The following is a 25,619-nucleotide window of genomic DNA, read 5'->3' as shown; positions in this document are numbered from 1 at the left end:
GATGAACTTAAGACAGGAGTGAAAAAATGAAACCACTGCCGCTGCAGGAAATACTTGGAGTCATTAATGGAGAGATCGTATATGGGGATGGAAACTTCATCGTGAAGGATGCGATGGTTTCACACTTGCACAGAATTAAAATGAGAAACACGTTAATATTTTTAAGGAAAAACGAGGCCTTTCACGTTCGTAAGGTGATTAGATATTCACCATATATTATCGTAACTGATAAAAGTGATGAAGAAATAAAGGATATTGAAGCTGCCGGTATCATAAGGGTTCAAAATACAGATGATGCATTCTGGGCTTTTACCCGCTATTACCGCCAGCTCTTTGACCTGCCGATCGTTGCCGTTACAGGTACCTGCGGAAAAACCACTACCAAAGAGATCCTTTCCCACTTGCTATCTTCCACATATTCTATTCAATCTACCATCAGAAGCAGGAATGCTACCAGAAAATCCTTTCAATACTTGATGGGCATCGATGAAAATACGGATGCTGCTGTCTTTGAAACAGGTCTGCGCGGACCTGGGAATCTTCACTATCATTGTAAGGTGTTTCAACCGACAATCGGGATCATCACCACCATCGGGGTCGATCATCTGGATAAGTGCAAGACGCTGGATGGGTATATTAAAGCAAAATCCGAGATTGTGGCGGGTGTCAGAAAAGACGGCACCCTTATTTTAAACAGTGAGGATGAACATACAAAAAAAGTATCATTATCAGGGTTCACGGGGGAAATCATTTATTGCGGCACAAGTGAAGAAGCTGATTACAGGGCCAGTGATATTGTGTACGGAAGGACCGGAATGTCATTTACGCTTCATCATAAAGACAAGACATATGCAATGTATATACCTGGATTCGGGAAACATCAGATTTACAATGCACTGTTTGCCCTTGCGGCTGCCCATAAAATCGGATTGACCTTAAGGAAGGCAGCGTTAAGAATGAGGACGTTTAAAAATGTAGAAAGGCATCTGCAGGTTGAAAAAGGCAAAAAAGCCTCTACGATCATTGATGATACATGGAGTACAAATCCAACCTCCATCGAAGCTGCCATTGATGTACTAGAGAGCTTGGGAAATGATAGAAAAAGTGCCTTACTATTAGGTAATATTGCCTATTTGGGTGATCAAGAAAAGAATGTTTATTATGAATTGGGAAAATTGATAGCATCGAAGAAAATCGATACCCTGATTGCTGTAGGAAAAAATACTAAGTATGTGGCAGAGCAGGCTAAAAAGGATGGATTCAAGGGCAAAGTGTATACAGCGGATTCCCCTGCCCGGGTGAAGAAATATGTTGAAAATCTGTTAGATGAAAAAACGACTCTTTTGATCAAAGGATCGATGATGGATACTGAATTGATGGGTCTTGCCAGGTCATTAAAGGAAAAATGAAAAGCGGTTGAGAATAAAGTCCTACTTCCATTACCCCTTTAAGTATCACGCTGTTCTTGGCAATTATTACATCATATAATGGCGAAAATCTTTGTTATACTTGCTGTGGATAAAAAATTAGAAAATTTAACTTTATTCACAGGAGGTAGAAACATGAAGAAATTAATGACAACCGCGGTATGCACAGTTGCCCTAACGTTCAGCTCTGTGTCAATTCCGCCTGTGCAGCAAGCAACTGCAGCAACTGCTTCCCAGCAACCTGAGGTAGAGCAGAAAGCTGATAATATTATTTCAACTGCCAAGAGCTTGATTGGCACTGCGACATATGAACGATATGTTTATAACCCGCCGCATCAATTTGGCTGCAGCGGATTCATATATTATGCCTTCAAACAGAATGGTATCGACCTTGCAACAAGAGATACGAACGTACAGGCACAATTAGGTGAATATGTACCAAAGGATCAGCTTCAAAAGGGAGACCTTGTGTTCTTTGATTCAAACCCGAATGATAGTGACCCGGTTACTCACAATGGAATTTACATCGGGGATAACAAGATCATCCATATGGCAGATGAAGAAAACGATATTCTGATCTCTGACCTGGATGGTAAAGACTATTACAAAAATAACTATAAAACTGCGCGCCGTGTACTTCCTTCCTTTATGTTTGATCAAGCCACTTCTTCAACTGCAGAAAAGGTTGTTGAAATTGCAGAAGGTTTAATCGGAAAAGCTTCTTATGGTACTCCTTATAACGAAGAAACATTGACCTTCAATGGTGCAGGTCTGACATATTATACGTTTAAGCAGGTAGGAATCGATCTTAAATCAAAAACAGCCAGTGAACAGTCTAAACTTGGTGAACCTGTGAAACGTGAAGACCTTCAAAAAGGAGACCTTGTGTTCCTTTCAAATAACTCAAGCGACGGAAAGATTGTCCATGTAGGGGTTTATGCAGGGAATGATCAAATTGTCCACGCTGCGGGCTCAGATTCAGGAGTCAAGAAGAGCGTTATTCTTAATGGCTACTACGACGAGCATTATGTTACCGCGCGCCGTGTGATTGATGTGAATGCTGCTGCTACGGAAGATCCAGCAGAAAATACAAATACTGAAACTGAAACACCTGCTGCTCCTCAGGAAAAACCTGAAACGGAGACAGATGTTCAACCAGAAACACAACCAGAAGCACCGGCTGAAAAGCCTGGAACAGAGACGGATGCTCAACCAGAAGCGCCAGCTGAAAAACCAGAAACAGAGACGGATGCTCAACCAGAGGCTCCAGCAGATAAACCGGAAAACACTGAAGACAAGCCTGCTCCTACTCAAAATAAAGGTGCTGAAATTTCAGGTCTTGCTGAAGATCTAATGGGCAAGGCCCAGTATGGACGTTCATATGACGAAGGTACGATGAGCTTTAACAGTGCAGGACTGGCTTACTATGTATATAAACAGAACGGTATCGACCTTGGGGATAAAACGGCAGCTGGACAGTCAGCAAAAGGTCAATACGTCGCTAAATCTCAATTGCAGGAAGGCGACCTTGTGTTCTTCTCAAATTCTTCAAGTAACGGGAAAATCGTAAACACAGCAATTTACGCAGGTAACAATGAAGTGATCATGTCTGCCGGTAAGACATTGGGTGTTGTAAAACGTGACCTGGATAGAAGCTGGTATCAAGAAAATTATGTGACAGCACGCAGAATCATTGAATAGTCTTTTACGAACAAGGGGCGATCGCCCCTTGTTTTTTCTTTACTTTATAGATACCCCCATTCATAATCTGTAAACCACATTTAAAAATTTCCTTCATTAATATGTTGATTCCTGTACGACGTTTTTTCTTGGGAAGGTCATGAGTCTTCTCTGTATACAACACCTATGTTTAACAGAGCCTAATATCTACATAATCACGATTTTTGTTTGAATTTGAATCAATCGGGGTAGAAATTTACATGTAATTAATGTTTCCTTGGTTATTATTTACACCTGAAGTATATTCAGGTATCGATCGGTGAAAATTGCCTAAAGTGTGAAAGCGCTGTATCCCCATATATGAGTAGATTCCTCAAAGATTTAAAGTGGAAATGTCGAATTCCGATGAAATATTTTTGTTACGAATTACACTAAAATGTTATACAGCTGAAATTAATTTCTGCTATAATACTTTTTGTTGACTCATTTTCGATTTACAAAAACAACAAATGAACTTTACTAAATCTTAATATAAAAGGTGATGAAGTATGAACTTCTTTAAGAACCGTTTCAATGACATGCGCAGTGAGATGCGTGCTGGGAAGTTGACTTTCTTCTTTACAGTAGTCATTTTATTTTGGTTTAAAACGTATGCTGTTTATTTAGCGGAATTTAACCTTGGAATTCAAAATTTCATGCAGCAATTCTTACTATTCTTTAACCCGCTAAGTTCAGCATTATTTTTCTTTGCATTTGCTCTTTTCTGGAAAGGCAGAGGACGATACATTGCGTTTATCGTCATAAACTTATTAATGTCTTTCGTTTTATATGCAAACGTCGTGTACTACCGTTTCTTTAATGATTTCATTACAGTTCCGGTTATTCTTCAGGCAAAAACGAATAATGGACTTGGCGGAAGTGCCGCTGAGTTAATCAATCCTGTAGACATTCTTTACTTCCTGGATCTGTTCATTATCATTGGATTAATGATCCTTAAGAAAGTGAAGCCTCAGGAAAAACTGCGTTTCCGTGCAGTATTCGCTGTCATGACTTCTGCAGTTCTTGTGTTCTTATTGAACCTTGGCCTTGCGAATATCGATCGCCCGGAGTTATTGACTCGAAGCTTCGACCGTAACTATCTTGTGAAATATCTTGGTACAACGAACTTTACGATTTATGATGTAGTACAAAACTCTAAGACACATGCCAAGCGTGCGATGGCCGACAGCAATGAAGTATCAGAGGTCGAGAACTTTGTGAAAGCAAACAAAGTGGCTCCAAACCCTGATGCCTTCGGAAAAGCTGAAGGTAAAAACGTCATTTATATTTCTATGGAATCCCTGCAATCATTCATGATCGGGAGAGAGTTGAATGGCCAGGAAGTTACACCATTCCTTAACTCATTGGTTGAGAATAAAGATGCCATGTACTTTGATAACTTCTTCCATCAGACAGGTCAGGGTAAAACGTCCGACTCAGAGTTTATCATCGAAAACGGATTATACCCGCTTCCGCAAGGGGCAGTGTTCATGACCCATGCAAATAACACGTATCAGTCAGCACCTGCCATCCTGAAGGACAAAGGATATACGTCAGCCGTGTTCCACGGTAACTATAAAACGTTCTGGAACCGTTCTGAAATGTACCGTTCAATGGGATATGACGAGTTCTTCGATGCGACATATTATGATATGAGCAACCCGGAAGAGCAGCTTCCATACGGATTGAAAGATAAGCCGTTCTTCGAAGACTCCATTCCGATGCTCGAAGGATTGAAACAACCGTTCTATACGAAGTTCCTGACATTATCCAACCACTTCCCGTTCGACCGTCACGAGAATGATACTGACTTCCCGACGGCTGAAACGAATGATGGTGTAGTGAACCGTTACTTCCAAACTGCTCACTATATGGATGAACAATTGGAGAATTTCGTAAACGACTTGAAAGAAAAAGGTCTTTATGACAATACGATGATTGTCCTTTATGGTGACCATTATGGTATTTCTGATAACCATAACAGAGCGATGTCTGAAATTCTTGGCAAAGAAGTCGGTGACTATGAGAGTGCTCAGCTTCAACGTGTACCATTGTTCATCCTGAACTCTGGTGCAGAAGGTGGAGTCAACCATACGTACGGCGGACAGGTCGACCTTCGTTCTACAGTTATGCACCTTCTTGGAGTTGAGACGAAAGATTATTTAAGCTTTGGTCAAGACTTGTTGTCTAAAGAACGTAAGCAAATCGTTCCTTTCCGTAATGGTGATGTGATCACTGATAAGTATTCAAACATCAAGGGCGTCTGCTACGATAATGAAACAGGTAAACCTGTTGAAGAAGGAAATGAAGAAGCAAACAAAGCTTGTGAAGATATGAGTAAAGATGCACAAAAACGTCTCGAGCTTTCAGATAAAGTAGTCTATGAAGATTTACTGCGCTTTCACAAACCTGAAGGATATACACCGATCGATCGTAAAGATTATCAGTATATCAATCCAAACCCTAAAAGCACAGAAAATCCTGAAGCAAAACATGATGAAAACCATGAATAAGACAGTGTGATAAAAAGCCAGCTCCTAAAACGGAGCTGGCTTTTTTAATGAAGCTGAAGGCCCGTCCCTCAGCGCAATATAACGCTGAGAGACTTTTTATTTACGAGGTTATGCGAAAGGTTCGATATGGTCAATCTGATTCATGTGCAGATGGATCACTTCTTTCGTATCATCTGCGTAAAAAAGCAGGTGTTCATCATTTACTTGAAGCAGTCTGCCTGAAAAGGAATGTGTCCCTTTTTTAATTTTTAAGTAATGAACACTTAGTAACTGATTCTCTATAATCCATTCGTTCATCATGCCAATCCATTCATTCATGTAAGGTCTCTCCTTCTGGTTGTTTGTGGCCTCATATTGATTGCAGATAAAGTTGTTATGTTTTTTAGGCAGTGGTGAATGTTTTTACCTTCGCGAAGTGAAAAATAATATGTTGTGTATAGACTTATTGTAGTTTTTATCGGTTGGATGACATGGGTTGTTTAGTTGGGATATATATACAGTAGACAGAGAGAAATGTACATACAACGCCAAATGCAGCCAATACAATCGCAAATTTGAAATCTGGCCCTCTCTACGAGTCATGAATGTTTTTGAATGTTTTGTGGATGGAAATGAAAGTTTTTGATTGAAAATGATTGATTTTTGAAAACGTTGTCATTATAATGAACTTAATAAAGAAATAGCAGGAGGAATTTATGTTAACCGAAGAGCGACACCGTATCATTTTAGACTTGCTTAAACAGAAGGAAGCCATCAAAATCCAGGAGATTGCAGTGTTGACGGATGCCTCTGAATCAACGATACGCCGTGATTTGACTCAGCTTGAACAAGAAAAGTTCTTAAAGAGGGTCCATGGAGGGGCATCGAGACTGCAAGGGAAGTTGAAGGAATTGACTGTTTCTGAGAAAACATCCAAAAGCCTTCATGAAAAGAGTGTGATCGGTCGATATGCTGCAAGCCTGATTGAAGAAGGAGATTGCATATTTCTGGATGCGGGAACCACGACGCTCGGAATGATTGATTTCCTCCCTGAAATGGATATCGTGGTCGTGACGAACGGTTTGACTCATGTAGATGACCTGCTTCAGAAAGGATTCAAGACGTATATCATCGGGGGCAGCGTGAAGCCGACTACGAAAGCCATGGTCGGGAGCGGAGCCATCGAATCTCTTCAACAATACCGATTTGATAAAGCGTTTCTCGGAACGAACGGTGTCCATCCCCAATATGGATACACCACGCCAGATCCAGAAGAAGCTCAAGTAAAGAGGAAAGCCATTGACCTTTCAAGAGAAGCGATGGTCTTGGCTGATGATTCAAAGTTCGGGGAAATTGCGTTCAGTAAGATTGCTGATTTGGATAAAGCAGTCGTCATCACGAATGGAAGTGAGAACGAGATGGATTTGGCATATATGAAACAAACTACAGTAAAGGTTGTGACAGCATGATTTACACCTTGACGCTTAATCCGTCAGTTGATTACATCATGGAGCTTGATCAGTTCACAAAAGGGGGATTGAACCGGGCTGCGAAAGAAAATGCACTTCCTGGAGGAAAGGGGATCAATGTCTCGCGTGTCCTTCATGTCTTGGGTGTGAAAAGTACAGCACTTGGTTTTGCAGGAGGCTTTACTGGTGAATACATCAAACGGTTTTTATCCGAAGAAAACATACATGCTGATTTTGTGGAAGTAGAAGATATGTCACGGATCAATGTCAAGGTGAAGGCTGATGACGAAACAGAAATTAACGGGAATGGCCCCGCAGTCAATGAAGAACAGTTACATCAGCTGCTGAATCAAATTTCTACCTTAACAAATGATGACACCCTTGTACTTGCTGGAAGCATCCCCGCTTCTGTACCGAAGTCCTTTTATCAGGAAGCGGCAGCTCTTTGTGAGAAAAAGGGAGTAAGAATTGTCATCGATGCGGAGAAGAAGCTGATTGAACCGGTTCTATCCTTTAAGCCATTCTTAATCAAACCGAATCATCATGAACTAGGAGATATGTTCGGCGTGGTGATCGAAACCATTGAGGAAGCCATTCATTATGGGAAGAAGCTGAAAGAAAGAGGAGCCCAAAACGTAATTATATCGATGGCGGAAAAAGGAGCTCTGCTTCTGACCGGAGAGGATATTTATCAGGCATCCGTTCCATCGGGGGAATTAAAAAGCTCAGTAGGAGCGGGTGATTCAACGGTTGCCGGATTCCTGGCAGGCTTGTCTAACGGACTCAGTGTCGAAGATTCATTCCGTTTAGGAACTGCTGCTGGTTCGGCGACGGCTTTTTCCATTGGACTGTGTGAAGCAGAAAAAGTAAATGAATTATATAAACAAATAGAAATCAGAGAAACATAAAAGGGAGGAAGGACAATGCGAATAACAGAGCTTTTAAGAGAAGAAACAATCGCATTGGATTTGCAGGCATCATCCAAAGCTGCCGTCATAGATGAGCTGGTTTCTGTTCTGGAAAAGAGCGGAAACCTTCAGGATGCCAAAGAGTTTAAAAAAGCAATTTTAAACCGTGAATCACAAAGTACGACCGGGATCGGCGAAGGCATCGCCATTCCCCATGCAAAAACAGCAGCCGTAAAGTCTCCGGCGATTGTTTTTGGGAAATCGGCAGCTGGCATAGATTATGAATCCCTGGACGGGGCTCCGGCACATCTGTTCTTCATGATTGCGGCAACCGAGGGTGCGAATCAAACACATTTGGAGGCGCTCAGCCGGCTTTCTTCCATGCTGATGGATGAGCATGTCCGAAAGTCATTAGTGGAAGCTTCCAGCAAACAAGAAGTTTTAGAGATTATTAATCTTCATGATAAAGAGGAAGAAGAGGAAACGGATTCTGAAGAGACCTCTTCAAATGAAAGGAAAGTGCTGGCTGTAACGGCTTGCCCTACAGGTATCGCCCACACATACATGGCAGCGGATGCCCTCAAAGCAAAAGCGAAAGAGATGGGAATCGACTTTAAGGTAGAAACGAATGGCTCTGGAGGAGCTAAGAATGTGTTGACCGCAGCTGAAATTGAAAGCGCTGCAGCGATCATTGTCGCTGCAGATACGAAAGTGGAGATGAATCGATTCAAAGGAAAACCTGTCATTGAAGTTCCTGTTGCAGAAGCAATCAGAAATCCTAGGGAACTGCTTGAGAAAGCGGCGAAAAAGGATGCTCCGATATTCAGCGGAGGTAAATCAGCAAGTGAAACAGAGGATCAGGGTCCGGAGAAAAAACAGCGTACGGGATTCTATAAGCATTTGATGAACGGTGTGTCGAACATGCTTCCGTTCGTCGTTGGAGGCGGGATCCTGATTGCGATTTCGTTTCTCTTCGGAATTCAGTCAGCCAACCCGAATCATGCTGAATACAATGAGTTTGCAGCTCTGTTAATGAAAATCGGCGGCGACAATGCATTTTACTTAATGGTGCCTGTCCTTGCTGGGTTTATCGCTATGAGCATTGCGGACCGTCCTGGTTTTGCCCCTGGTATGATTGGCGGATTAATTGCTGCTACTGGGCAAAGCGGATTCCTTGGGGGAATCATTGCCGGTTTCCTTGCCGGATATGTGGTCGTTGGCATAAAGCGTTTAACAAAGAACTTTCCGGCAGCTCTTGAAGGGATCAAGCCGGTACTGATCTATCCGCTGCTCGGCATCTTTATTACAGGTTTCATCATGCTTCAATTCCTGGTCGAGCCTCTAAGTGCCGTTAACACTGGGATCCAGAATTGGCTGGATGGACTGGGTACAGGAAATCTCATCGTACTTGGTTTGATTCTTGGCGGGATGATGGCAGTTGATATGGGAGGGCCAATCAACAAGGCTGCATTTACATTTGGTATCGCAATGATTGAAGGTGGCAATCTTGCACCTCACGCAGCCATCATGGCAGGCGGGATGGTACCGCCGCTTGGGTTGGCACTTGCCACCACTTTCTTTAAAAAGAAATTCAAAGATCATGAAAGAAAAGCGGGAATTGCCGCTTATTTCATGGGAGCATCCTTCATCACGGAAGGTGCGATCCCGTTCGCAGCAGCGGATCCATTCAGGGTCATTCCTTCAATCGTAACAGGTTCGGCGGTTGCGGGTGCCCTTGCAATGGCATTCGGTATCGGCCTGCCTGCTCCGCACGGGGGATTATTCGTTTTCCCTGTAGTGGAAGGTAATCCTTTCTTATATCTTCTGGCTGTATTGAGTGGTTCAATCATTACAGCTATCATGGTCGGCCTTTTGAAAAAGCCGGTTCAATAAATGTAAAAATGCCAGGTGACGGTTTCGTTGCCTGGTTTTTTGATTTTTTTTGAAAGGATAGGAATACCCGTCCTTTGAATGAGTGACTTCTCTCTGATTACATTGTTTTAAAATGATCAATATCGGTTAAAAGTAAAGGTAATAGAAGTTTTGAAAAGGGGAAGCGCCTATGGACTTTTTTGGAATGATCGATTTGGAATTGCCGGATGAATTCGAGCTTTCACTGTACCGCATCATGTTAATCGTCATTTTGAGCGGCCTGATCGGAATCGAGAGAGAATCTAAAAACCATCCGGCGGGACTGCGGACACACATTCTGGTAGGGGTCGGCTCCTGTTTATTGATGCTCGTCTCGCTGTATGGATTCGAACCGTTCTTGGAAGAACACCCTGAGTTAGTCGGTTTTGATCCGAGCCGTATCCCATCATATGTCATCTCGGGTATCGGTTTTCTCGGAGCAGGGACGATCATGGTCCACGGCGGGATAACGGTGAGGGGACTTACGACCGCAGCGAGTATATGGGTAGTAGCGGGACTAGGCCTTGTAGTCGGAATCGGCATGTATTGGGAAGCCATTTTTACTACATTCATCATCGTGATCACGTTGTTCTTCTTAAATAAGTTCGAATCCTTTTACAAAATGAAAGTGAGACATAAACAGCTCCTTCTATTAAGTTTAGTCGTAAAAAAAGGGGAAGGTCACATCAGTGCCATCAATAATGCCATAATCCAGCACGGCATTGAAATCACTCAGTATCAAGTCGAAGATGACGATGACCTCAAAGGTCTGGAGCGATTCAAATATTCTCTCCTGCTCCTTACGCCTGATACGGTTAATTTCAATGGTGTATTGGAAGTGGTAAAGGATCTGCCATGCATTGATAAAATCCAGCTTCATAAAAAATAACCCCCGGATGGTTCCGGGGGTTATTTCATATTTTCACAAGCTCTCGATTTCTACATCCTTGATTCCGCTGATTTCAGAAATCGTGTAATAAATATCTGTCGTCTTCTTCCTGAAATCAACGATAATTTTCAACTCAAGAAGATGCATATTATTCTTTAAATCCTTGATGCGCATGCTCTCTATCCCTATGTCTTCTTCTTTGATCCGTTCAATGATCGATTTGATTTCATTCTTTTCTTTAATAGTCGCCCTCAGGAATAATTCCTTCTCACGCAAACGTTTAGGGCCGATGAAGGTGATGATGGTAGGAACTACTTCGACAGAAACTATGAGGAGGATGACGCCGGCTGTCGCTTCTAAATAGAATCCTGCGCCGACGGCTATCCCGATTCCGGCTGCTCCCCAGATCATGGCTGCTGTTGTTAATCCCGAAATGCTGTCATTTCCCCTTCTTAAGATAACGCCTGCGCCAAGGAAACCGATACCTGATACAATTTGTGCTGCAAGCCGCAATGGGTCCATTGTAATATTCACTTTCTCAGAACCTTCGGATATATAAGCCGATTCAATCGAAACAACGGTCAACAGGCAGCTTACAATACAAATGACCAAAGATGTTTTAAGTCCGACAGGCTTCCTCTTTAATTCTCTTTCCAAACCGATGACCAGCCCAAGAACCGCAGAGATTCCCAGTTTCATGTATAATGCTGTGTCTATGAAGTCCACCTGACCCCCTCCATATCTCTTATGACGAATGTAGAAAAATGAAAAATGGATATAGTATTCTCTCTATCAATTTATTAAAATGATAACAATCAATCCTTTTACACGGGAAGCCGCTACATCATTCAGAAAAAGCACGGGGGTGTTTCCATGTCCGAAACCAAAGTAAATCCTTATCTGCTTCTTGCCGTCGGAGTCATCTCCGTCTCCACATCAGCGATTTTAGTAAAAGTATCAAGTGCTCCGGCTGGTGTTTTAGCGTTTTACAGACTCTTCTTCACAGTACTTCTAATGTCACCTGTATTTTTCTTAAAGTATGTGAAGGAACTCAAAGTTATTACAAGGAGAGACTGGGTGTTTTCCATTATCGCCGGTGTCTTTCTCGCTTTTCACTTCATCCTTTGGTTCGAGTCACTCAACTATACTTCAGTGGCCAGTTCGACGGTGCTTGTCACCCTGCAGCCGCTGTTTGCATTTATTGGAGCCTATTTATTTTTCCAGGAAAAACTCACCGGGAAAGCAGTCATCTCCGCTCTATTAGCAGTGACCGGCAGCTTCATCATCAGCTGGGGTGATTTCAGGATCAGCGGAGAAGCCCTATGGGGAGACATTTTAGCTTTGCTTGCCTGCGCCTTAGTGACAGGCTATCTCTTGTTTGGACAAACGGTCCGTAAACGGCTGTCATTGATCACTTATACGTACATGGTCTATGCAATCAGTGCCGTTGTACTTTTCTTCTATGCACTCATCAGGGGGGAGAGACTGGGACCTTATCCGAGTGAAGACTGGATTTATTTTCTGCTGCTGGCGATCGTCCCGACCCTTCTGGGACATACATTATTTAACTGGTCATTGAAATGGTTAAGTACCTCGACCATTTCAATGGCGATTCTGTTCGAACCCATAGGGGCCTCTTTACTAGCCTATTGGTTATTGGCCGAAAAAATACTTCTTACTCAGGTCATCGGCGGAATGATCATCATCCTGGGAGTGACCCTCTTTCTAATGGAAGAAAGGAAGGTCAAGAAAATGGTTCGACAAGTGAATGAGGTGAAAAAGAATGAAGAATTACCTTATTAGAAAAGCAGTGCCCACTGACGCAGCAGGAATCGCAAATGTCCATATCAACAGCTGGAAAACGACTTATAAAGATATCGTATCCGATGAGTACCTGGATTCCTTAACAGTAGAAGATAGGACAGTGAGATGGGACGGCATCCTCTCCGGTTCTCATCAAACATATGTGTGCCAACTGGAAGACGGGAGTATTGCCGGGTTCGTTTCTATAGGCAAAGAGCGTGAAAAGAAATATGAAGGCGAATTGTACGCCATATACTTATTGAAGGAATATCAGAGGAATGGAATTGGCAGTGACCTTTTTACATTTGCGATGGATGCTTTGAAATCACAAGGCTTCTCCAACATGCTCGTGTGGGTGTTGAAGGAGAATGCGTCCAAGCACTTTTATTATTCGTTTAACCCTGTAACCGTCAAAGAACAAATAATCTCAATCGGTGGAGAAGAATATGATGAAGAGGGTTTACTGTTTACATTGTAATATCAAAGAAAAAGACGCAGGTCATCGAGTCCTGCGTCGTTATGTTTTAGTTGACTGTGTAAAATCTTAATACCGTGTCTTAACTTTTGTGTGGAGCTAAACTGCACGGTGTTCGCAGAACTTGTCTCTTCTATTAATGGCTATGAGAATGTATATGTAAAACCGGAAAAGACAAATGCCATAACGACAGAAAGAATAAAAGTAAACCCTCTGACGGGTTTCGTACTTTCACTAATTTTCAACCCTGTTACATACGAGTATGCGAATAGATAAATGGCCATAAAGTAAGATAGGTACTGTGCTGTATCGATAAGCGTCATATCCTGGATCTCCTTTCAGGGATTGTCTATTCATAAGTATATGTATTAAAATCAGGGGCAAGACCAAGAAAAATGGACAAGTATTAAATTTTTTGTAAAAAATATATTGCAATAATATTAAGGGCGTGATATATTAATAAACGTCGCTGATACAGCAAACAACATTTCAAAAAAAGAAATTAAAAAAGTTGTTGACGCGAAGTGATAAAACGTGTTATATTAATAAAGTCGCTTCAAACGGAGCGCATCAACAAATTGAACCTTGAAAACTGAACAAAACAAGACAATACGTCAACGTTAATTCTAGATTTACCGCAACGAGTAATCGTTGCAAAAAAGAGCTATTCAAACTTTTATCGGAGAGTTTGATCCTGGCTCAGGACGAACGCTGGCGGCGTGCCTAATACATGCAAGTCGAGCGGATCAAAGGGAGCTTGCTCCCTGAGTTCAGCGGCGGACGGGTGAGTAACACGTGGGTAACCTGCCTGTAAGACTGGGATAACTCCGGGAAACCGGGGCTAATACCGGATAACTCAGTTCCTCGCATGAGGAACTGTTGAAAGGTGGCTTCGGCTATCACTTACAGATGGACCCGCGGCGCATTAGCTAGTTGGTGAGGTAACGGCTCACCAAGGCGACGATGCGTAGCCGACCTGAGAGGGTGATCGGCCACACTGGGACTGAGACACGGCCCAGACTCCTACGGGAGGCAGCAGTAGGGAATCTTCCGCAATGGACGAAAGTCTGACGGAGCAACGCCGCGTGAGTGAAGAAGGTTTTCGGATCGTAAAACTCTGTTGTTAGGGAAGAACAAGTGCCGTTCGAATAGGGCGGCACCTTGACGGTACCTAACCAGAAAGCCACGGCTAACTACGTGCCAGCAGCCGCGGTAATACGTAGGTGGCAAGCGTTGTCCGGAATTATTGGGCGTAAAGCGCGCGCAGGTGGTTTCTTAAGTCTGATGTGAAAGCCCACGGCTCAACCGTGGAGGGTCATTGGAAACTGGGGAACTTGAGTGCAGAAGAGGAAAGTGGAATTCCAAGTGTAGCGGTGAAATGCGTAGATATTTGGAGGAACACCAGTGGCGAAGGCGACTTTCTGGTCTGTAACTGACACTGAGGCGCGAAAGCGTGGGGAGCAAACAGGATTAGATACCCTGGTAGTCCACGCCGTAAACGATGAGTGCTAAGTGTTAGAGGGTTTCCGCCCTTTAGTGCTGCAGCTAACGCATTAAGCACTCCGCCTGGGGAGTACGGTCGCAAGACTGAAACTCAAAGGAATTGACGGGGGCCCGCACAAGCGGTGGAGCATGTGGTTTAATTCGAAGCAACGCGAAGAACCTTACCAGGTCTTGACATCCTCTGACAACCCTAGAGATAGGGCTTTCCCCTTCGGGGGACAGAGTGACAGGTGGTGCATGGTTGTCGTCAGCTCGTGTCGTGAGATGTTGGGTTAAGTCCCGCAACGAGCGCAACCCTTGATCTTAGTTGCCAGCATTCAGTTGGGCACTCTAAGATGACTGCCGGTGACAAACCGGAGGAAGGTGGGGATGACGTCAAATCATCATGCCCCTTATGACCTGGGCTACACACGTGCTACAATGGACGGTACAAAGGGCAGCGAGACCGCGAGGTTTAGCCAATCCCATAAAACCGTTCTCAGTTCGGATTGCAGGCTGCAACTCGCCTGCATGAAGCTGGAATCGCTAGTAATCGCGGATCAGCATGCCGCGGTGAATACGTTCCCGGGCCTTGTACACACCGCCCGTCACACCACGAGAGTTTGTAACACCCGAAGTCGGTGAGGTAACCTTTTGGAGCCAGCCGCCTAAGGTGGGACAGATGATTGGGGTGAAGTCGTAACAAGGTAGCCGTATCGGAAGGTGCGGCTGGATCACCTCCTTTCTAAGGAATATATATGAAACGTTTGACAGTCGAAGTTTTGTTCAGTTTTGATGGTTTAATAAGGTTTTTTGCGTAAGCAAAAGAACCATCCATCTAATTTGTTCTTTGAAAACTAGATAAAGATTTATTGATAGTCAAGAAATTACCGAGTATCGCCATTTTAGGTTTTAAACCTTATGTAACAACCAATTCGGTTAAGTTATGAAGGGCGCACGGTGGATGCCTTGGCACTAGGAGCCGATGAAGGACGGGACTAACACCGATATGCTTCGGGGAGCTGTAAGTGAGCTTTGATCCGGAGATTTCCGAATGGGGGAACCCATTGTTCGTAATGGAACAATATCCATATTTGAATACATAGATTATGGAAGGCAGACCCAGGGAACTGAAACATCTAAGTACCTGGAGGAAGAGAAAGCAAATGCGATTCCCTGAGTAGCGGCGAGCGAAACGGGATGTAGCCCAAACCAAGAGGCTTGCCTCTTGGGGTTGTAGGACACTCTATACGGAGTTACAAAGGAACGGAGTAGACGAAGAAGTCTGGAAAGGCTCGTCAAAGAAGGTAACAACCCTGTAGTTGAAACTTCGTTCCCTCTTGAGTGGATCCTGAGTACGGCGGGACACGTGAAATCCCGTCGGAAGCTGGGAGGACCATCTCCCAAGGCTAAATACTACCTAGTGACCGATAGTGAACCAGTACCGTGAGGGAAAGGTGAAAAGCACCCCGGAAGGGGAGTGAAAGAGAACCTGAAACCGTGTGCCTACAAGTAGTCAGAGCCCGTTAACGGGTGATGGCGTGCCTTTTGTAGAATGAACCGGCGAGTTACGATCCCATGCAAGGTTAAGTCGATGAGACGGAGCCGCAGCGAAAGCGAGTCTGAATAGGGCGAATGAGTATGTGGTCGTAGACCCGAAACCAGGTGATCTACCCATGTCCAGGATGAAGTCCAGGTAACACTGGATGGAGGTCCGAACCCACGCACGTTGAAAAGTGCGGGGATGAGGTGTGGGTAGCGGAGAAATTCCAATCGAACTTGGAGATAGCTGGTTCTCTCCGAAATAGCTTTAGGGCTAGCCTCATGTGTAAGAGTCTTGGAGGTAGAGCACTGTTTGGACTAGGGGCCCTCATCGGGTTACCGAATTCAGACAAACTCCGAATGCCAAAGACTTATCCATGGGAGTCAGACTGCGAGTGATAAGATCCGTAGTCGAAAGGGAAACAGCCCAGACCACCAGCTAAGGTCCCAAAGTATACGTTAAGTGGAAAAGGATGTGGAGTTGCTTAGACAACCAGGATGTTGGCTTAGAAGCAGCCACCATTTAAAGAGTGCGTAATAGCTCACTGGTCGAGTGACTCTGCGCCGAAAATGTACCGGGGCTAAACGTATCACCGAAGCTGTGGATTGACACCTTTAGGTGTCAGTGGTAGGAGAGCGTTCTAAGGACAGTGAAGTCAGACCGTAAGGACTGGTGGAGTGCTTAGAAGTGAGAATGCCGGTATGAGTAGCGAAAGATGGGTGAGAATCCCATCCACCGAATGCCTAAGGTTTCCTGAGGAAGGCTCGTCCGCTCAGGGTTAGTCGGGACCTAAGTCGAGGCCGATAGGCGTAGACGATGGACAACAGGTTGATATTCCTGTACCACCTCTTTTCCGTTTGAGCAATGGGGGGACGCAGGAGGATAGGGTAAGCGCACTGCTGGATATGTGCGTCTAAGCAGTTAGGCTGATGATGAGGCAAATCCCGTCATCGTGAAGGCTGAGCTGTGATAGCGAGCGAATTATAGTAGCGAAGTTCCTGATTCCACACTGCCAAGAAAAGCCTCTAGCGAGGAAAAAGGTGCCCGTACCGCAAACCGACACAGGTAGGCGAGGAGAGAATCCTAAGGTGAGCGAGAGAACTCTCGTTAAGGAACTCGGCAAAATGACCCCGTAACTTCGGGAGAAGGGGTGCTCTTTGAGGTGCATAGCCTCGAAGAGCCGCAGTGAATAGGCCCAGGCGACTGTTTAGCAAAAACACAGGTCTCTGCGAAGCCGTAAGGCGAAGTATAGGGGCTGACGCCTGCCCGGTGCTGGAAGGTTAAGAGGAGTGCTTAGCGCAAGCGAAGGTGCGAATCGAAGCCCCAGTAAACGGCGGCCGTAACTATAACGGTCCTAAGGTAGCGAAATTCCTTGTCGGGTAAGTTCCGACCCGCACGAAAGGCGTAACGATCTGGGCACTGTCTCAACGAGAGACTCGGTGAAATTATAGTACCTGTGAAGATGCAGGTTACCCGCGACAGGACGGAAAGACCCCGTGGAGCTTTACTGTAGCCTGATATTGAATTTTGGTACAGCTTGTACAGGATAGGTAGGAGCCTTGGAAGCCGGAGCGCCAGCTTCGGTGGAGGCGTTGGTGGGATACTACCCTGGCTGTATTGAAATTCTAACCCGCGCCCCTTATCGGGGTGGGAGACAGTGTCAGGTGGGCAGTTTGACTGGGGCGGTCGCCTCCTAAAGAGTAACGGAGGCGCCCAAAGGTTCCCTCAGAATGGTTGGAAATCATTCGCAGAGTGTAAAGGCACAAGGGAGCTTGACTGCGAGACCTACAAGTCGAGCAGGGACGAAAGTCGGGCTTAGTGATCCGGTGGTTCCGCATGGAAGGGCCATCGCTCAACGGATAAAAGCTACCCCGGGGATAACAGGCTTATCTCCCCCAAGAGTCCACATCGACGGGGAGGTTTGGCACCTCGATGTCGGCTCATCGCATCCTGGGGCTGTAGTCGGTCCCAAGGGTTGGGCTGTTCGCCCATTAAAGCGGTACGCGAGCTGGGTTCAGAACGTCGTGAGACAGTTCGGTCCCTATCCGTCGTGGGCGCAGGAAATTTGAGAGGAGCTGTCCTTAGTACGAGAGGACCGGGATGGACGCACCGCTGGTGTACCAGTTGTCTTGCCAAAGGCATCGCTGGGTAGCTATGTGCGGAAGGGATAAGTGCTGAAAGCATCTAAGCATGAAGCCCCCCTCGAGATGAGATTTCCCATCACTTTATGTGAGTAAGATCCCTAGAAGATGACTAGGTAGATAGGTCAGAGGTGGAAGCATGGTGACATGTGGAGCTGACTGATACTAATCGATCGAGGACTTAACCACAAAGAGTCATTTTTAAATGAACAACGGCAATACCGGTATTCTTGACATCAATCCTTTATCTAGTTTTCAGGGAATAAATTTTAAATTAATACTTGAAATTTTCTCTGAAAAAGATATAATAATACTTGTCCTTAAAAAAGGATGAACAGTCTGGTGACTATGGCGAAGAGGTCACACCCGTTCCCATGCCGAACACGGAAGTTAAGCTCTTCAGCGCCGATGGTAGTTGGGGGATCTCCCCCTGTGAGAGTAGGACGTCGCCAGGCATAATATGGAGGATTAGCTCAGCTGGGAGAGCATCTGCCTTACAAGCAGAGGGTCGGCGGTTCGATCCCGTCATCCTCCACCATGCTTTTTTACGAAGCGAAGCGGAGTAAAATAAGCGTCCTTAATCTCTACAATGTATTCAATGCTTCGTCTAACAGACAAGCCTGTAATATAACCACGCCGGTGTAGCTCAACTGGTAGAGCAACTGACTTGTAATCAGTAGGTTGGGGGTTCAAGTCCTCTTGCCGGCACCACTTTGGTTTAAATCTCATAACTTTTATGAGCCATTAGCTCAGTTGGTAGAGCATCTGACTTTTAATCAGAGGGTCGAAGGTTCGAGTCCTTCATGGCTCACCATTGATTTTTGCTCAGGCAGAACATCATATCTTTTATCATGCGGGTGTGGCGGAATTGGCAGACGCACCAGACTTAGGATCTGGCGCCGCAAGGCGTGGGGGTTCAAGTCCCTTCACCCGCACCATTTACGCGGAAGTAGTTCAGTGGTAGAACACCACCTTGCCAAGGTGGGGGTCGCGGGTTCGAATCCCGTCTTCCGCTCCAACGATTTTTGCCGGGGTGGCGGAACTGGCAGACGCACAGGACTTAAAATCCTGCGGTAGGTGACTACCGTACCGGTTCGATTCCGGTCCTCGGCACCAGAGTTTTTTTGTGAAAGAAAATAACATTCATAATATTAAGCGCCCGTAGCTCAATTGGATAGAGCGTTTGACTACGGATCAAAAGGTTAGGGGTTCGACTCCTCTCGGGCGCGCCATCTATTTCGGGAAGTAGCTCAGCTTGGTAGAGCACTTGGTTTGGGACCAAGGGGTCGCAGGTTCGAATCCTGTCTTCCCGACCACCTTAGATGGGGCCTTAGCTCAGCTGGGAGAGCGCCTGCTTTGCACGCAGGAGGTCAGCGGTTCGATCCCGCTAGGCTCCACCAAGATTTTTTACGCAGCGTAAGCGGAGTAAAACAATCTTCCATATTATTTTGCTTCAGCAAAATATCTACAATTAGATATAAATGTTTCTTGGCGGTGTAGCTCAGCTGGCTAGAGCGTACGGTTCATACCCGTGAGGTCGGGGGTTCGATCCCCTCCGCCGCTACCAATACGGACCTTTAGCTCAGTTGGTTAGAGCAGACGGCTCATAACCGTCCGGTCGTAGGTTCGAGTCCTACAAGGTCCACCATTTACATTTAAAACACGGAGGAATACCCAAGTCCGGCTGAAGGGATCGGTCTTGAAAACCGACAGGGGTGTTAAAGCCCGCGGGGGTTCGAATCCCTCTTCCTCCGCCATATTCCCTTTTAAATTATTATCGTCGCGGGGTGGAGCACGTCCGAATAATCTTCGGAGCTTTCACATCAGCGCACCGACGGAGCAGCAGCTTGAATAAGCTTACTGAAGTCGGGGTGGTTCTAACGGATATTAATTCGTGAGGTCACAATTTAATTTAACTCTTATTATCGTCGCGGGGTGGAGCAGTTCGGTAGCTCGTCGGGCTCATAACCCGAAGGTCGCAGGTTCAAATCCTGTCCCCGCAATACCATTTTTGACAAGCTAATACTTATCCTAATCGGTAACCGATGGATGAATATTTTGACTATCGTCAAAAATTCTTGGTCTGGTAGTTCAGTTGGTTAGAATGCCTGCCTGTCACGCAGGAGGTCGCGGGTTCGAGTCCCGTCCAGACCGCCACTAATTACATAGTGTGGATCAGTAGCTCAGTTGGTAGAGCACGGTGAATAAGCTTCATCGATTATGCATCAGCGTACAGCTTGAGCAGCATCTTGAATAGTCTTTCTGAAAGCTGGACGATGGACTATCACACTCTATGTTTAGGAAATTTACATATGATGGCTCAGTAGCTCAGTTGGTAGAGCAATGGACTGAAAATCCATGTGTCGGCGGTTCGATTCCGTCCTGAGCCACCATTTTTCATTTATATCATACTTTTATGGCGATTGTGGCGAAGTGGTTAACGCACCGGATTGTGGTTCCGGCATTCGTGGGTTCGATTCCCATCAGTCGCCCCATATTTATTGCGGGTGTAGTTTAATGGTAAAACCTCAGCCTTCCAAGCTGATGTCGTGGGTTCGATTCCCATCACCCGCTCCATGGGCCTATAGCTCAGCTGGTTAGAGCGCACGCCTGATAAGCGTGAGGTCGGTGGTTCGAGTCCACTTAGGCCCACCATTTCAATATTCCGCAGTAGCTCAGTGGTAGAGCTATCGGCTGTTAACCGATCGGTCGCAAGTTCGAATCTTGCCTGCGGAGCCATATGGAGAAGTACTCAAGTGGCTGAAGAGGCGCCCCTGCTAAGGGTGTAGGTCGGGCAACTGGCGCGAGGGTTCAAATCCCTCCTTCTCCGCCATTTAGGCCCGTTGGTCAAGCGGTTAAGACACCGCCCTTTCACGGCGGTAACACGGGTTCGAATCCCGTACGGGTCATTTAGGAAGACTATCGTTCAGATAGTCTTTTTTTATTTTTAGCGCAGTTACCCATGATTTTATCAGTTGATGTTCTCTAATACTCTAACGTCCTATGAAAGCTCATAGGGCGTTTTATTTTTGAATGTGATTCCATAAGAAGTGACAATACAGCATTGTATGAGACATGTATATAGGAGAAACAATAGGTTTGTCGTCAGGGGCGTGACAAAGTTAGCTTTCATCTTCCTTGTTGTTCAGCATTTTGTACCATAAGATTGATATATGAGTACTTGATTTATTAGAAAGGAAGAGGAAAATGACTCAATCAACTGTAAAAGTTAAAATACAAAAGTTCGGTAACTTCCTCAGCTCGATGGTATTGCCGAATATCGGTGCTTTCATAGCTTGGGGATTGATTACTGCATTATTCATTCCTACTGGTTTTTTCCCAAATGAAAGCCTTGCCAAATTAGTCGGACCGATGGTGACGTATCTGCTGCCGCTCCTGATTGGATACACAGGTGGTAAGCTTGTGCATGATCAGCGCGGAGGCGTCGTAGGTGCGATCGCCACAATGGGTGTCATTGTCGGTGCACCGGATACACCGATGTTCCTTGGCGCTATGGTGATGGGACCGCTTGGAGCATTTGTCATCAAAAAATTCGATGGTGCGATCGAAGGTAGAGTCAGAGCTGGCTTTGAAATGCTCGTCAATAACTTCTCAGCGGGTATTCTTGGAGGAATCCTGGCAATCCTTGCGTTTCTTGGTGTCGGTCCTGCCGTTCATGGATTCACGAATCTTCTTGTTGCCGGTGTTGACTGGCTTGTAGGGGCAGGTTTACTGCCGTTGACAAGCCTATTGATCGAACCTGCAAAAATCTTATTCCTGAACAATGCCATCAACCATGGTGTTCTTTCACCGATCGGTTTGGAACAGGTTCAACAAACCGGTCAGTCACTGCTGTTCTTATTGGAGGCGAATCCGGGACCAGGTCTCGGTGTCCTATTGGCGTTCATGCTGTTCGGCAAAGGGACGGCAAAGCAATCCGCTCCGGGTGCGGCGATCATTCACTTCCTTGGTGGGATCCATGAGATCTACTTCCCGTACGTCCTGATGAAACCGATGTTATTCCTATCCGTCATCCTGGGTGGAATGAGCGGGGTCTTCACGCTAGTATTGTTGGGAGGGGGACTGGTTGCACCGGCATCTCCTGGTAGTATCCTTGCGATCACTGCCGTCACTCCGCCCGAAGGAATGGCGTATGTTGCCAACTTTGCTGCTGTCATCGTCGCAGCTGTCGTTTCATTCATCGTTTCTGCGATCGTATTGAAATCCAGCAAGAAACAAGAAGATGACATTGAAGAAGCAACGAAGAGAATGGAACAAATGAAAGGCAAAAAAAGTTCCGTTGCTGGACAAATGAACCAGAATCAAGGGACACTGCCTGATATAGTGGATAAAATCGTCTTCGCATGTGATGCTGGGATGGGATCCAGTGCAATGGGTGCTTCCTTACTGCGCAAAAAAGTGAAGGAAGCAGGACTCAATATAGCGGTAACGAACACCGCCATCAGCAATCTGCCATCCGATGCACAGGTGGTCATCACGCAGGAAGAATTGACTCCACGTGCGAAAAACAAACTGCCGAATGTGTACCACATATCGGTCGATAATTTTCTTTCAAGCCCTGAATACGATAAGCTGATTGGAAGTCTCCAAAACGACATCACAGAAGGTCAGGATGAGCTTGTCGAAACGGCAGAGAAAGAAGCAGTCGATGTTGAACCGCAGGCAGATGCAGAGGATGATCTGTTACTTGAAGAAAACATCTTCATCGGCCAGGAGTTTGGAACGAAGGAAGAAGCAATACGATTCGCAGGTGAAGCCTTGGTCAAAGCAGGCTATGTAAAAGAAAGTTATGTCGAGGCAATGATCGAACGTGAAGGTATCACGACGACCTATATGGGAAATAACGTGGCCATCCCTCATGGTACGGAAGATGCGAAAAAAGCAGTCATCAAATCCGGCTTCACGGTGATCCAAGTACCGAACGGAGTGGAATTCAACGGTGAACAGGCAAAGCTAATCTTCGGTATCGCCGGTAAAGATGGCACGCATCTTGAGATCCTGTCAAGCATCGCAGTCATCTGCTCCGAACAGGAGAATGTTGACAAGATGGTACTGGCCAAAACGGCTAAAGAACTGAAGGAAATCATCAATAGCAACTAATATCCAATCCGGAAAGGTGTCTTTTGCCTTTCCGTTTTGGCTGTATTAATATAAAACGAAATATGACTAGATGGGATCATCCTTGAAAATGCACGACTGGAAAACTTACTTAAGACATTTAAATACGCCGACTGGCACTAAAAGAAAAGGAGGGAGAGCATGTTCATTACATCAAGGGAAAAAGCAATCATAGAACTGATTGTAAAAACATCTGGTAAGCATACCGTTCATTCTCTCTCTGCTTTCATGAATGTCAGCGGCAGGACGATACAACGGAATCTGAAGTCCATCGAAGCCATTTTGAAACATTATCATCTGGAATTGAAGAGGACAGGAAGCGATGGGCTGTTCATCGATGGGAAGAACGAACATATATACAAGCTGATCCAAGGGCTGGCAGAAGCGAGCCCAACCGACGAAACACCTGAAGAACGAAAGCTGCAGCTATTGATCATCCTGCTGCATGAAGGTCCTTCATTCAAGAAGCAAGTGCTTGCTCATCAGCTCGGGATCAGTGTCACCACATTAAGTGCCTATCTTGACGAGCTGGCGGACTGGCTGAGTAAGTTCAGCATCACCCTCACGAGGAAGAGAGGGGTGGGCGTGGAGCTGATTGCAGATGAATCAAGTAAGCGAAATGCACTCGCAAGCTTTTTCCTCGTCTATTTTTATGAAGATATCATTGAAAGCCTGTATTTAATGCAAAATGGACATTTGATCACTGAGCCGGTTCTGGGTTATTTCCAGCCGGATTATCTGAAGGCTGTCTATCAGACAGTAGACAGGCACTTATCCAAAGAGCAGCTGAGCCTGGTAGATAACGATTATATCGGCCTGGTCATCCATGTGAGCCTGAGCATCCAGCGGACTCAGAAAAACTGGGTCATAACGAACATGAATCGATTGGAAAGCAATTACTCCAGTGAATATAAAATGATGATGGACATTGCGGCAGAGCTTGAGGAGGTCCTTTCCATACGGATCACCGATTCGGATGTCAACTTTTTGACGCTTATATTAAAAGGCTCCAAGGTACAAGAAGCGGATGCCGCTTATTATGACAGCATTTTTCTCGGTCATCTGATCAAGAAGGTTGTCAAGGATGTATCCACCAGCTTGAATGTTGATCTGACTGACGACTTTTCTCTGTTCCAGGGCCTGCTTGCCCATATGGGACCATCAATTTTCCGGCTGAAGCAGCAGATGGAATTATTCAATCCGCTGACGGAGGAAATAAAGGAGAAGTATCCGGTGCTGTTCTTGGCAGTTAAAAACAGCCTTGAGAACGAATTTACGGATATCGTTTTCCCTGATGCAGAGGTGGCGTATATTGTCCTTCATTTCGGCTCTGCACTTCTGATGAATGAAGAAAAGCTCAAAATAGACGCCGTCGTGGTGTGTCCGACCGGCATCGGTGCATCAAAGATGCTGGCAAGCCGTATTCAAAAAGAGTTGAAGATGATTCATTCAGTTGATATATTATCGATTGCCGATTTCCGGACCGCGAACCTAAATGAATATGACATCGTGGTTTCAACGGTAAGGCTGCCTTTCACCGAGGTTGACTACCTATTGGTAAATCCGCTGTTAAGTGAAAAGGACACCGGATTCATCCAGGACTATTTGCAGAAAAACATTGAAAAAATCACAAGGAAAAAATACATGAAGCCGGCGCCACGGGCAGAGGATCACAAACGCCCTACAGAAATCAGAGGGGTCCTGGAGGAGATAAAAGATGTTCAATCGAGCATTGAGTCCATCCTCGATCATTTCCGCGTCTACCGTAAATCCTCTGCTGAGAGCCATTATGCTGTCTTACATGAGATGGTAGCCCATGCTGAACAGGGTGGCCTGGTAACGAACACGGAAGCCGTGCTGAATCAGCTCGTTGAAAGGGAGAGAAAAGGAGGACTGGGGATCCCGAACACCAGTATGGCACTCTTCCATTGCCGTGACGAACATGTCAAGAAGCTCTTGTTTCAGGTGGCTCATATAGATCAACCGTGCGTCATCAAGGGAATGGATGGGAAAGACCTAGAGGTGAAAAGCCTTCTTTTGATGATCGCTCCAGAGCATTTAAGGAAAAGAGAACAGGAAATCCTCAGTATCATCAGTACGAGCCTCATTGAAGATCATGGTTCGATGATGATTTATTCGTCCGCGAACGAAAACATGATTTATAGAAAACTTGAAAAACTTTTTCTCGATTACTTACAAAATAATTTGATAAAGGAATGAT

14 protein-coding genes, 21 tRNA genes and 3 rRNA genes are annotated in these 25,619 nt (G+C 45.3%); 35 read left to right on the top strand and 3 right to left on the bottom strand.

Translation table 11 applies throughout. From position 1 onward, the window contains the following. Positions 1 to 26: 26 nt before the first annotated feature. The 3 genes from ACUXV2_RS15445 to ACUXV2_RS15435 all read left to right on the top strand — a co-directional run bounded on the left by ACUXV2_RS15445 (position 27) and on the right by ACUXV2_RS15435 (position 5,659). Positions 27 to 1,409 carry a Mur ligase family protein gene (locus ACUXV2_RS15445; RefSeq protein ID WP_446244044.1) on the top strand — a complete coding sequence of 461 codons (1,383 nt, stop codon included), beginning with the start codon at positions 27 to 29 and terminating at the stop codon, positions 1,407 to 1,409. A gap of 153 nt (positions 1,410 to 1,562) precedes the next feature. After that, positions 1,563 to 3,128 (top strand): C40 family peptidase, encoded by a 1,566-nt coding sequence (locus tag ACUXV2_RS15440; RefSeq protein ID WP_446244043.1) that lies wholly within the window; start codon positions 1,563 to 1,565, stop codon positions 3,126 to 3,128. Between the two features lie 557 nt (positions 3,129 to 3,685). After that, the gene (locus ACUXV2_RS15435; protein ID WP_446247089.1) at positions 3,686 to 5,659 is read left to right on the top strand and encodes an LTA synthase family protein; all 1,974 of its coding nucleotides are present in this window, start codon (positions 3,686 to 3,688) and stop codon (positions 5,657 to 5,659) included. A gap of 108 nt (positions 5,660 to 5,767) precedes the next feature. On the opposite strand, the gene ACUXV2_RS15430 is transcribed toward ACUXV2_RS15435, so the two are convergent. Next, on the bottom strand, positions 5,768 to 5,977 hold the full coding sequence (locus ACUXV2_RS15430) for a hypothetical protein (protein ID WP_446244042.1): 210 nt from the start codon (positions 5,975 to 5,977) through the stop codon (positions 5,768 to 5,770). 377 nt (positions 5,978 to 6,354) lie between these two features. Here ACUXV2_RS15430 and ACUXV2_RS15425 point away from each other — a divergent pair, with 377 nt between their 5' ends. The 4 genes from ACUXV2_RS15425 to ACUXV2_RS15410 all read left to right on the top strand — a co-directional run bounded on the left by ACUXV2_RS15425 (position 6,355) and on the right by ACUXV2_RS15410 (position 10,815). Then, a complete protein-coding gene (locus tag ACUXV2_RS15425; RefSeq protein WP_446244041.1) occupies positions 6,355 to 7,107 on the top strand; it encodes a DeoR/GlpR family DNA-binding transcription regulator in 753 nt (250 codons plus the stop codon). Then, positions 7,104 to 8,015 carry a 1-phosphofructokinase gene (pfkB, locus tag ACUXV2_RS15420; RefSeq protein ID WP_446244040.1) on the top strand — a complete coding sequence of 304 codons (912 nt, stop codon included), beginning with the start codon at positions 7,104 to 7,106 and terminating at the stop codon, positions 8,013 to 8,015. Before ACUXV2_RS15425 ends, pfkB begins: the two co-directional genes overlap by 4 nt. 15 nt (positions 8,016 to 8,030) lie before the next feature. Continuing rightward, positions 8,031 to 9,908, top strand: coding sequence for a PTS fructose transporter subunit IIABC (locus ACUXV2_RS15415; protein ID WP_446244039.1), 1,878 nt, complete (start codon positions 8,031 to 8,033; stop codon positions 9,906 to 9,908). Positions 9,909 to 10,143: 235 nt separating this feature from the next. Then, positions 10,144 to 10,815, top strand: a complete 672-nt coding sequence (locus ACUXV2_RS15410) for an MgtC/SapB family protein (protein ID WP_446247088.1) — start codon at positions 10,144 to 10,146, stop codon at positions 10,813 to 10,815. A 33-nt stretch (positions 10,816 to 10,848) separates the two neighbouring features. On the opposite strand, the gene ACUXV2_RS15405 is transcribed toward ACUXV2_RS15410, so the two are convergent. Then, positions 10,849 to 11,514 carry an MgtC/SapB family protein gene (locus ACUXV2_RS15405; protein WP_446247087.1) on the bottom strand — a complete coding sequence of 222 codons (666 nt, stop codon included), beginning with the start codon at positions 11,512 to 11,514 and terminating at the stop codon, positions 10,849 to 10,851. 174 nt (positions 11,515 to 11,688) lie between these two features. On the opposite strand from ACUXV2_RS15405, the gene ACUXV2_RS15400 reads away from it, so the two are divergent. After that, on the top strand, positions 11,689 to 12,618 hold the full coding sequence (locus ACUXV2_RS15400) for a DMT family transporter (RefSeq protein WP_446244038.1): 930 nt from the start codon (positions 11,689 to 11,691) through the stop codon (positions 12,616 to 12,618). After that, complete coding sequence (locus ACUXV2_RS15395; protein ID WP_446244037.1) at positions 12,599 to 13,096, top strand: N-acetyltransferase family protein; 498 nt, start codon at positions 12,599 to 12,601, stop codon at positions 13,094 to 13,096. Before ACUXV2_RS15400 ends, ACUXV2_RS15395 begins: the two co-directional genes overlap by 20 nt. A 140-nt stretch (positions 13,097 to 13,236) precedes the next feature. On the opposite strand, the gene ACUXV2_RS15390 is transcribed toward ACUXV2_RS15395, so the two are convergent. After that, on the bottom strand, positions 13,237 to 13,416 hold the full coding sequence (locus ACUXV2_RS15390) for a hypothetical protein (RefSeq protein ID WP_446244036.1): 180 nt from the start codon (positions 13,414 to 13,416) through the stop codon (positions 13,237 to 13,239). 353 nt (positions 13,417 to 13,769) lie between these two features. On the opposite strand from ACUXV2_RS15390, the gene ACUXV2_RS15385 reads away from it, so the two are divergent. The 26 genes from ACUXV2_RS15385 (at position 13,770) to ACUXV2_RS15260 (ending at position 25,618) form a co-directional block, all read left to right on the top strand. Continuing rightward, positions 13,770 to 15,320, top strand: a 16S ribosomal RNA gene (locus tag ACUXV2_RS15385). 192 nt (positions 15,321 to 15,512) lie between these two features. Continuing rightward, positions 15,513 to 18,448, top strand: a 23S ribosomal RNA gene (locus ACUXV2_RS15380). Between the two features lie 149 nt (positions 18,449 to 18,597). Next, positions 18,598 to 18,714, top strand: a 5S ribosomal RNA gene (gene rrf, locus ACUXV2_RS15375). Together the 16S, 23S and 5S rRNA genes with 21 tRNA genes alongside form the textbook arrangement of a ribosomal RNA operon. A 7-nt stretch (positions 18,715 to 18,721) precedes the next feature. Further along, positions 18,722 to 18,797 (top strand) — tRNA-Val (locus ACUXV2_RS15370). Between the two features lie 97 nt (positions 18,798 to 18,894). Then, positions 18,895 to 18,970 (top strand) — tRNA-Thr (locus ACUXV2_RS15365). 27 nt (positions 18,971 to 18,997) lie between these two features. Further along, positions 18,998 to 19,073 (top strand) — tRNA-Lys (locus ACUXV2_RS15360). 39 nt (positions 19,074 to 19,112) lie between these two features. After that, positions 19,113 to 19,197 (top strand) — tRNA-Leu (locus ACUXV2_RS15355). Between the two features lie 5 nt (positions 19,198 to 19,202). Next, a tRNA-Gly gene (locus tag ACUXV2_RS15350) sits at positions 19,203 to 19,277 on the top strand. Positions 19,278 to 19,286: 9 nt separating this feature from the next. Next, a tRNA-Leu gene (locus tag ACUXV2_RS15345) sits at positions 19,287 to 19,375 on the top strand. A gap of 39 nt (positions 19,376 to 19,414) precedes the next feature. Further along, a tRNA-Arg gene (locus ACUXV2_RS15340) sits at positions 19,415 to 19,491 on the top strand. A 7-nt stretch (positions 19,492 to 19,498) separates the two neighbouring features. After that, positions 19,499 to 19,575: transfer RNA gene (locus tag ACUXV2_RS15335), tRNA-Pro, on the top strand. A gap of 8 nt (positions 19,576 to 19,583) precedes the next feature. After that, positions 19,584 to 19,659: transfer RNA gene (locus ACUXV2_RS15330), tRNA-Ala, on the top strand. Between the two features lie 90 nt (positions 19,660 to 19,749). Next, positions 19,750 to 19,826 (top strand) — tRNA-Met (locus tag ACUXV2_RS15325). Positions 19,827 to 19,830: 4 nt separating this feature from the next. Further along, a tRNA-Ile gene (locus ACUXV2_RS15320) sits at positions 19,831 to 19,907 on the top strand. 16 nt (positions 19,908 to 19,923) lie between these two features. After that, positions 19,924 to 20,016: transfer RNA gene (locus ACUXV2_RS15315), tRNA-Ser, on the top strand. A 172-nt stretch (positions 20,017 to 20,188) separates the two neighbouring features. After that, positions 20,189 to 20,262, top strand: a tRNA-Met gene (locus tag ACUXV2_RS15310). A 77-nt stretch (positions 20,263 to 20,339) separates the two neighbouring features. Then, positions 20,340 to 20,416 (top strand) — tRNA-Asp (locus tag ACUXV2_RS15305). A 160-nt stretch (positions 20,417 to 20,576) separates the two neighbouring features. Beyond that, positions 20,577 to 20,652, top strand: a tRNA-Phe gene (locus tag ACUXV2_RS15300). Positions 20,653 to 20,678: 26 nt separating this feature from the next. Continuing rightward, positions 20,679 to 20,754: transfer RNA gene (locus ACUXV2_RS15295), tRNA-His, on the top strand. 8 nt (positions 20,755 to 20,762) lie between these two features. Then, positions 20,763 to 20,836 (top strand) — tRNA-Gly (locus ACUXV2_RS15290). A 1-nt stretch (position 20,837) separates the two neighbouring features. Next, positions 20,838 to 20,914 (top strand) — tRNA-Ile (locus ACUXV2_RS15285). Between the two features lie 9 nt (positions 20,915 to 20,923). Then, positions 20,924 to 20,998: transfer RNA gene (locus ACUXV2_RS15280), tRNA-Asn, on the top strand. A gap of 3 nt (positions 20,999 to 21,001) precedes the next feature. Next, positions 21,002 to 21,092: transfer RNA gene (locus ACUXV2_RS15275), tRNA-Ser, on the top strand. A 4-nt stretch (positions 21,093 to 21,096) separates the two neighbouring features. After that, positions 21,097 to 21,168, top strand: a tRNA-Glu gene (locus ACUXV2_RS15270). A gap of 298 nt (positions 21,169 to 21,466) precedes the next feature. Beyond that, complete coding sequence (locus tag ACUXV2_RS15265; RefSeq protein ID WP_446244035.1) at positions 21,467 to 23,380, top strand: PTS mannitol transporter subunit IICBA; 1,914 nt, start codon at positions 21,467 to 21,469, stop codon at positions 23,378 to 23,380. A 159-nt stretch (positions 23,381 to 23,539) separates the two neighbouring features. Then, positions 23,540 to 25,618, top strand: coding sequence for a BglG family transcription antiterminator (locus ACUXV2_RS15260; RefSeq protein ID WP_446244034.1), 2,079 nt, complete (start codon positions 23,540 to 23,542; stop codon positions 25,616 to 25,618). Position 25,619: the final 1 nt, after the last annotated feature.

Source organism: Rossellomorea sp. NS-SX7, from assembly GCF_052828565.1.
Note: the sequence above shows the minus strand (reverse complement) of the source record. Positions and strands in the feature narration are given on the sequence as shown.

Excerpts from the sequence above, each read along its gene's own strand:
- ACUXV2_RS15445 (WP_446244044.1), top strand. The coding sequence starts at position 27 with ATGAAACCACTGCCGCTGCAGGAAATACTTGGAGTCATTAATGGAGAG.
- ACUXV2_RS15440 (WP_446244043.1), top strand. The coding sequence starts at position 1,563 with ATGAAGAAATTAATGACAACCGCGGTATGCACAGTTGCCCTAACGTTC.
- ACUXV2_RS15435 (WP_446247089.1), top strand. The coding sequence starts at position 3,686 with ATGCGCAGTGAGATGCGTGCTGGGAAGTTGACTTTCTTCTTTACAGTA.
- ACUXV2_RS15430 (WP_446244042.1), bottom strand. The coding sequence starts at position 5,977 with ATGAATGAATGGATTGGCATGATGAACGAATGGATTATAGAGAATCAG.
- ACUXV2_RS15425 (WP_446244041.1), top strand. The coding sequence starts at position 6,355 with ATGTTAACCGAAGAGCGACACCGTATCATTTTAGACTTGCTTAAACAG.
- pfkB (WP_446244040.1), top strand. The coding sequence starts at position 7,104 with ATGATTTACACCTTGACGCTTAATCCGTCAGTTGATTACATCATGGAG.
- ACUXV2_RS15415 (WP_446244039.1), top strand. The coding sequence starts at position 8,031 with ATGCGAATAACAGAGCTTTTAAGAGAAGAAACAATCGCATTGGATTTG.
- ACUXV2_RS15410 (WP_446247088.1), top strand. The coding sequence starts at position 10,144 with ATGTTAATCGTCATTTTGAGCGGCCTGATCGGAATCGAGAGAGAATCT.
- ACUXV2_RS15405 (WP_446247087.1), bottom strand. The coding sequence starts at position 11,514 with ATGAAACTGGGAATCTCTGCGGTTCTTGGGCTGGTCATCGGTTTGGAA.
- ACUXV2_RS15400 (WP_446244038.1), top strand. The coding sequence starts at position 11,689 with ATGTCCGAAACCAAAGTAAATCCTTATCTGCTTCTTGCCGTCGGAGTC.
- ACUXV2_RS15395 (WP_446244037.1), top strand. The coding sequence starts at position 12,599 with ATGAAGAATTACCTTATTAGAAAAGCAGTGCCCACTGACGCAGCAGGA.
- ACUXV2_RS15390 (WP_446244036.1), bottom strand. The coding sequence starts at position 13,416 with ATGACGCTTATCGATACAGCACAGTACCTATCTTACTTTATGGCCATT.
- ACUXV2_RS15265 (WP_446244035.1), top strand. The coding sequence starts at position 21,467 with ATGACTCAATCAACTGTAAAAGTTAAAATACAAAAGTTCGGTAACTTC.
- ACUXV2_RS15260 (WP_446244034.1), top strand. The coding sequence starts at position 23,540 with ATGTTCATTACATCAAGGGAAAAAGCAATCATAGAACTGATTGTAAAA.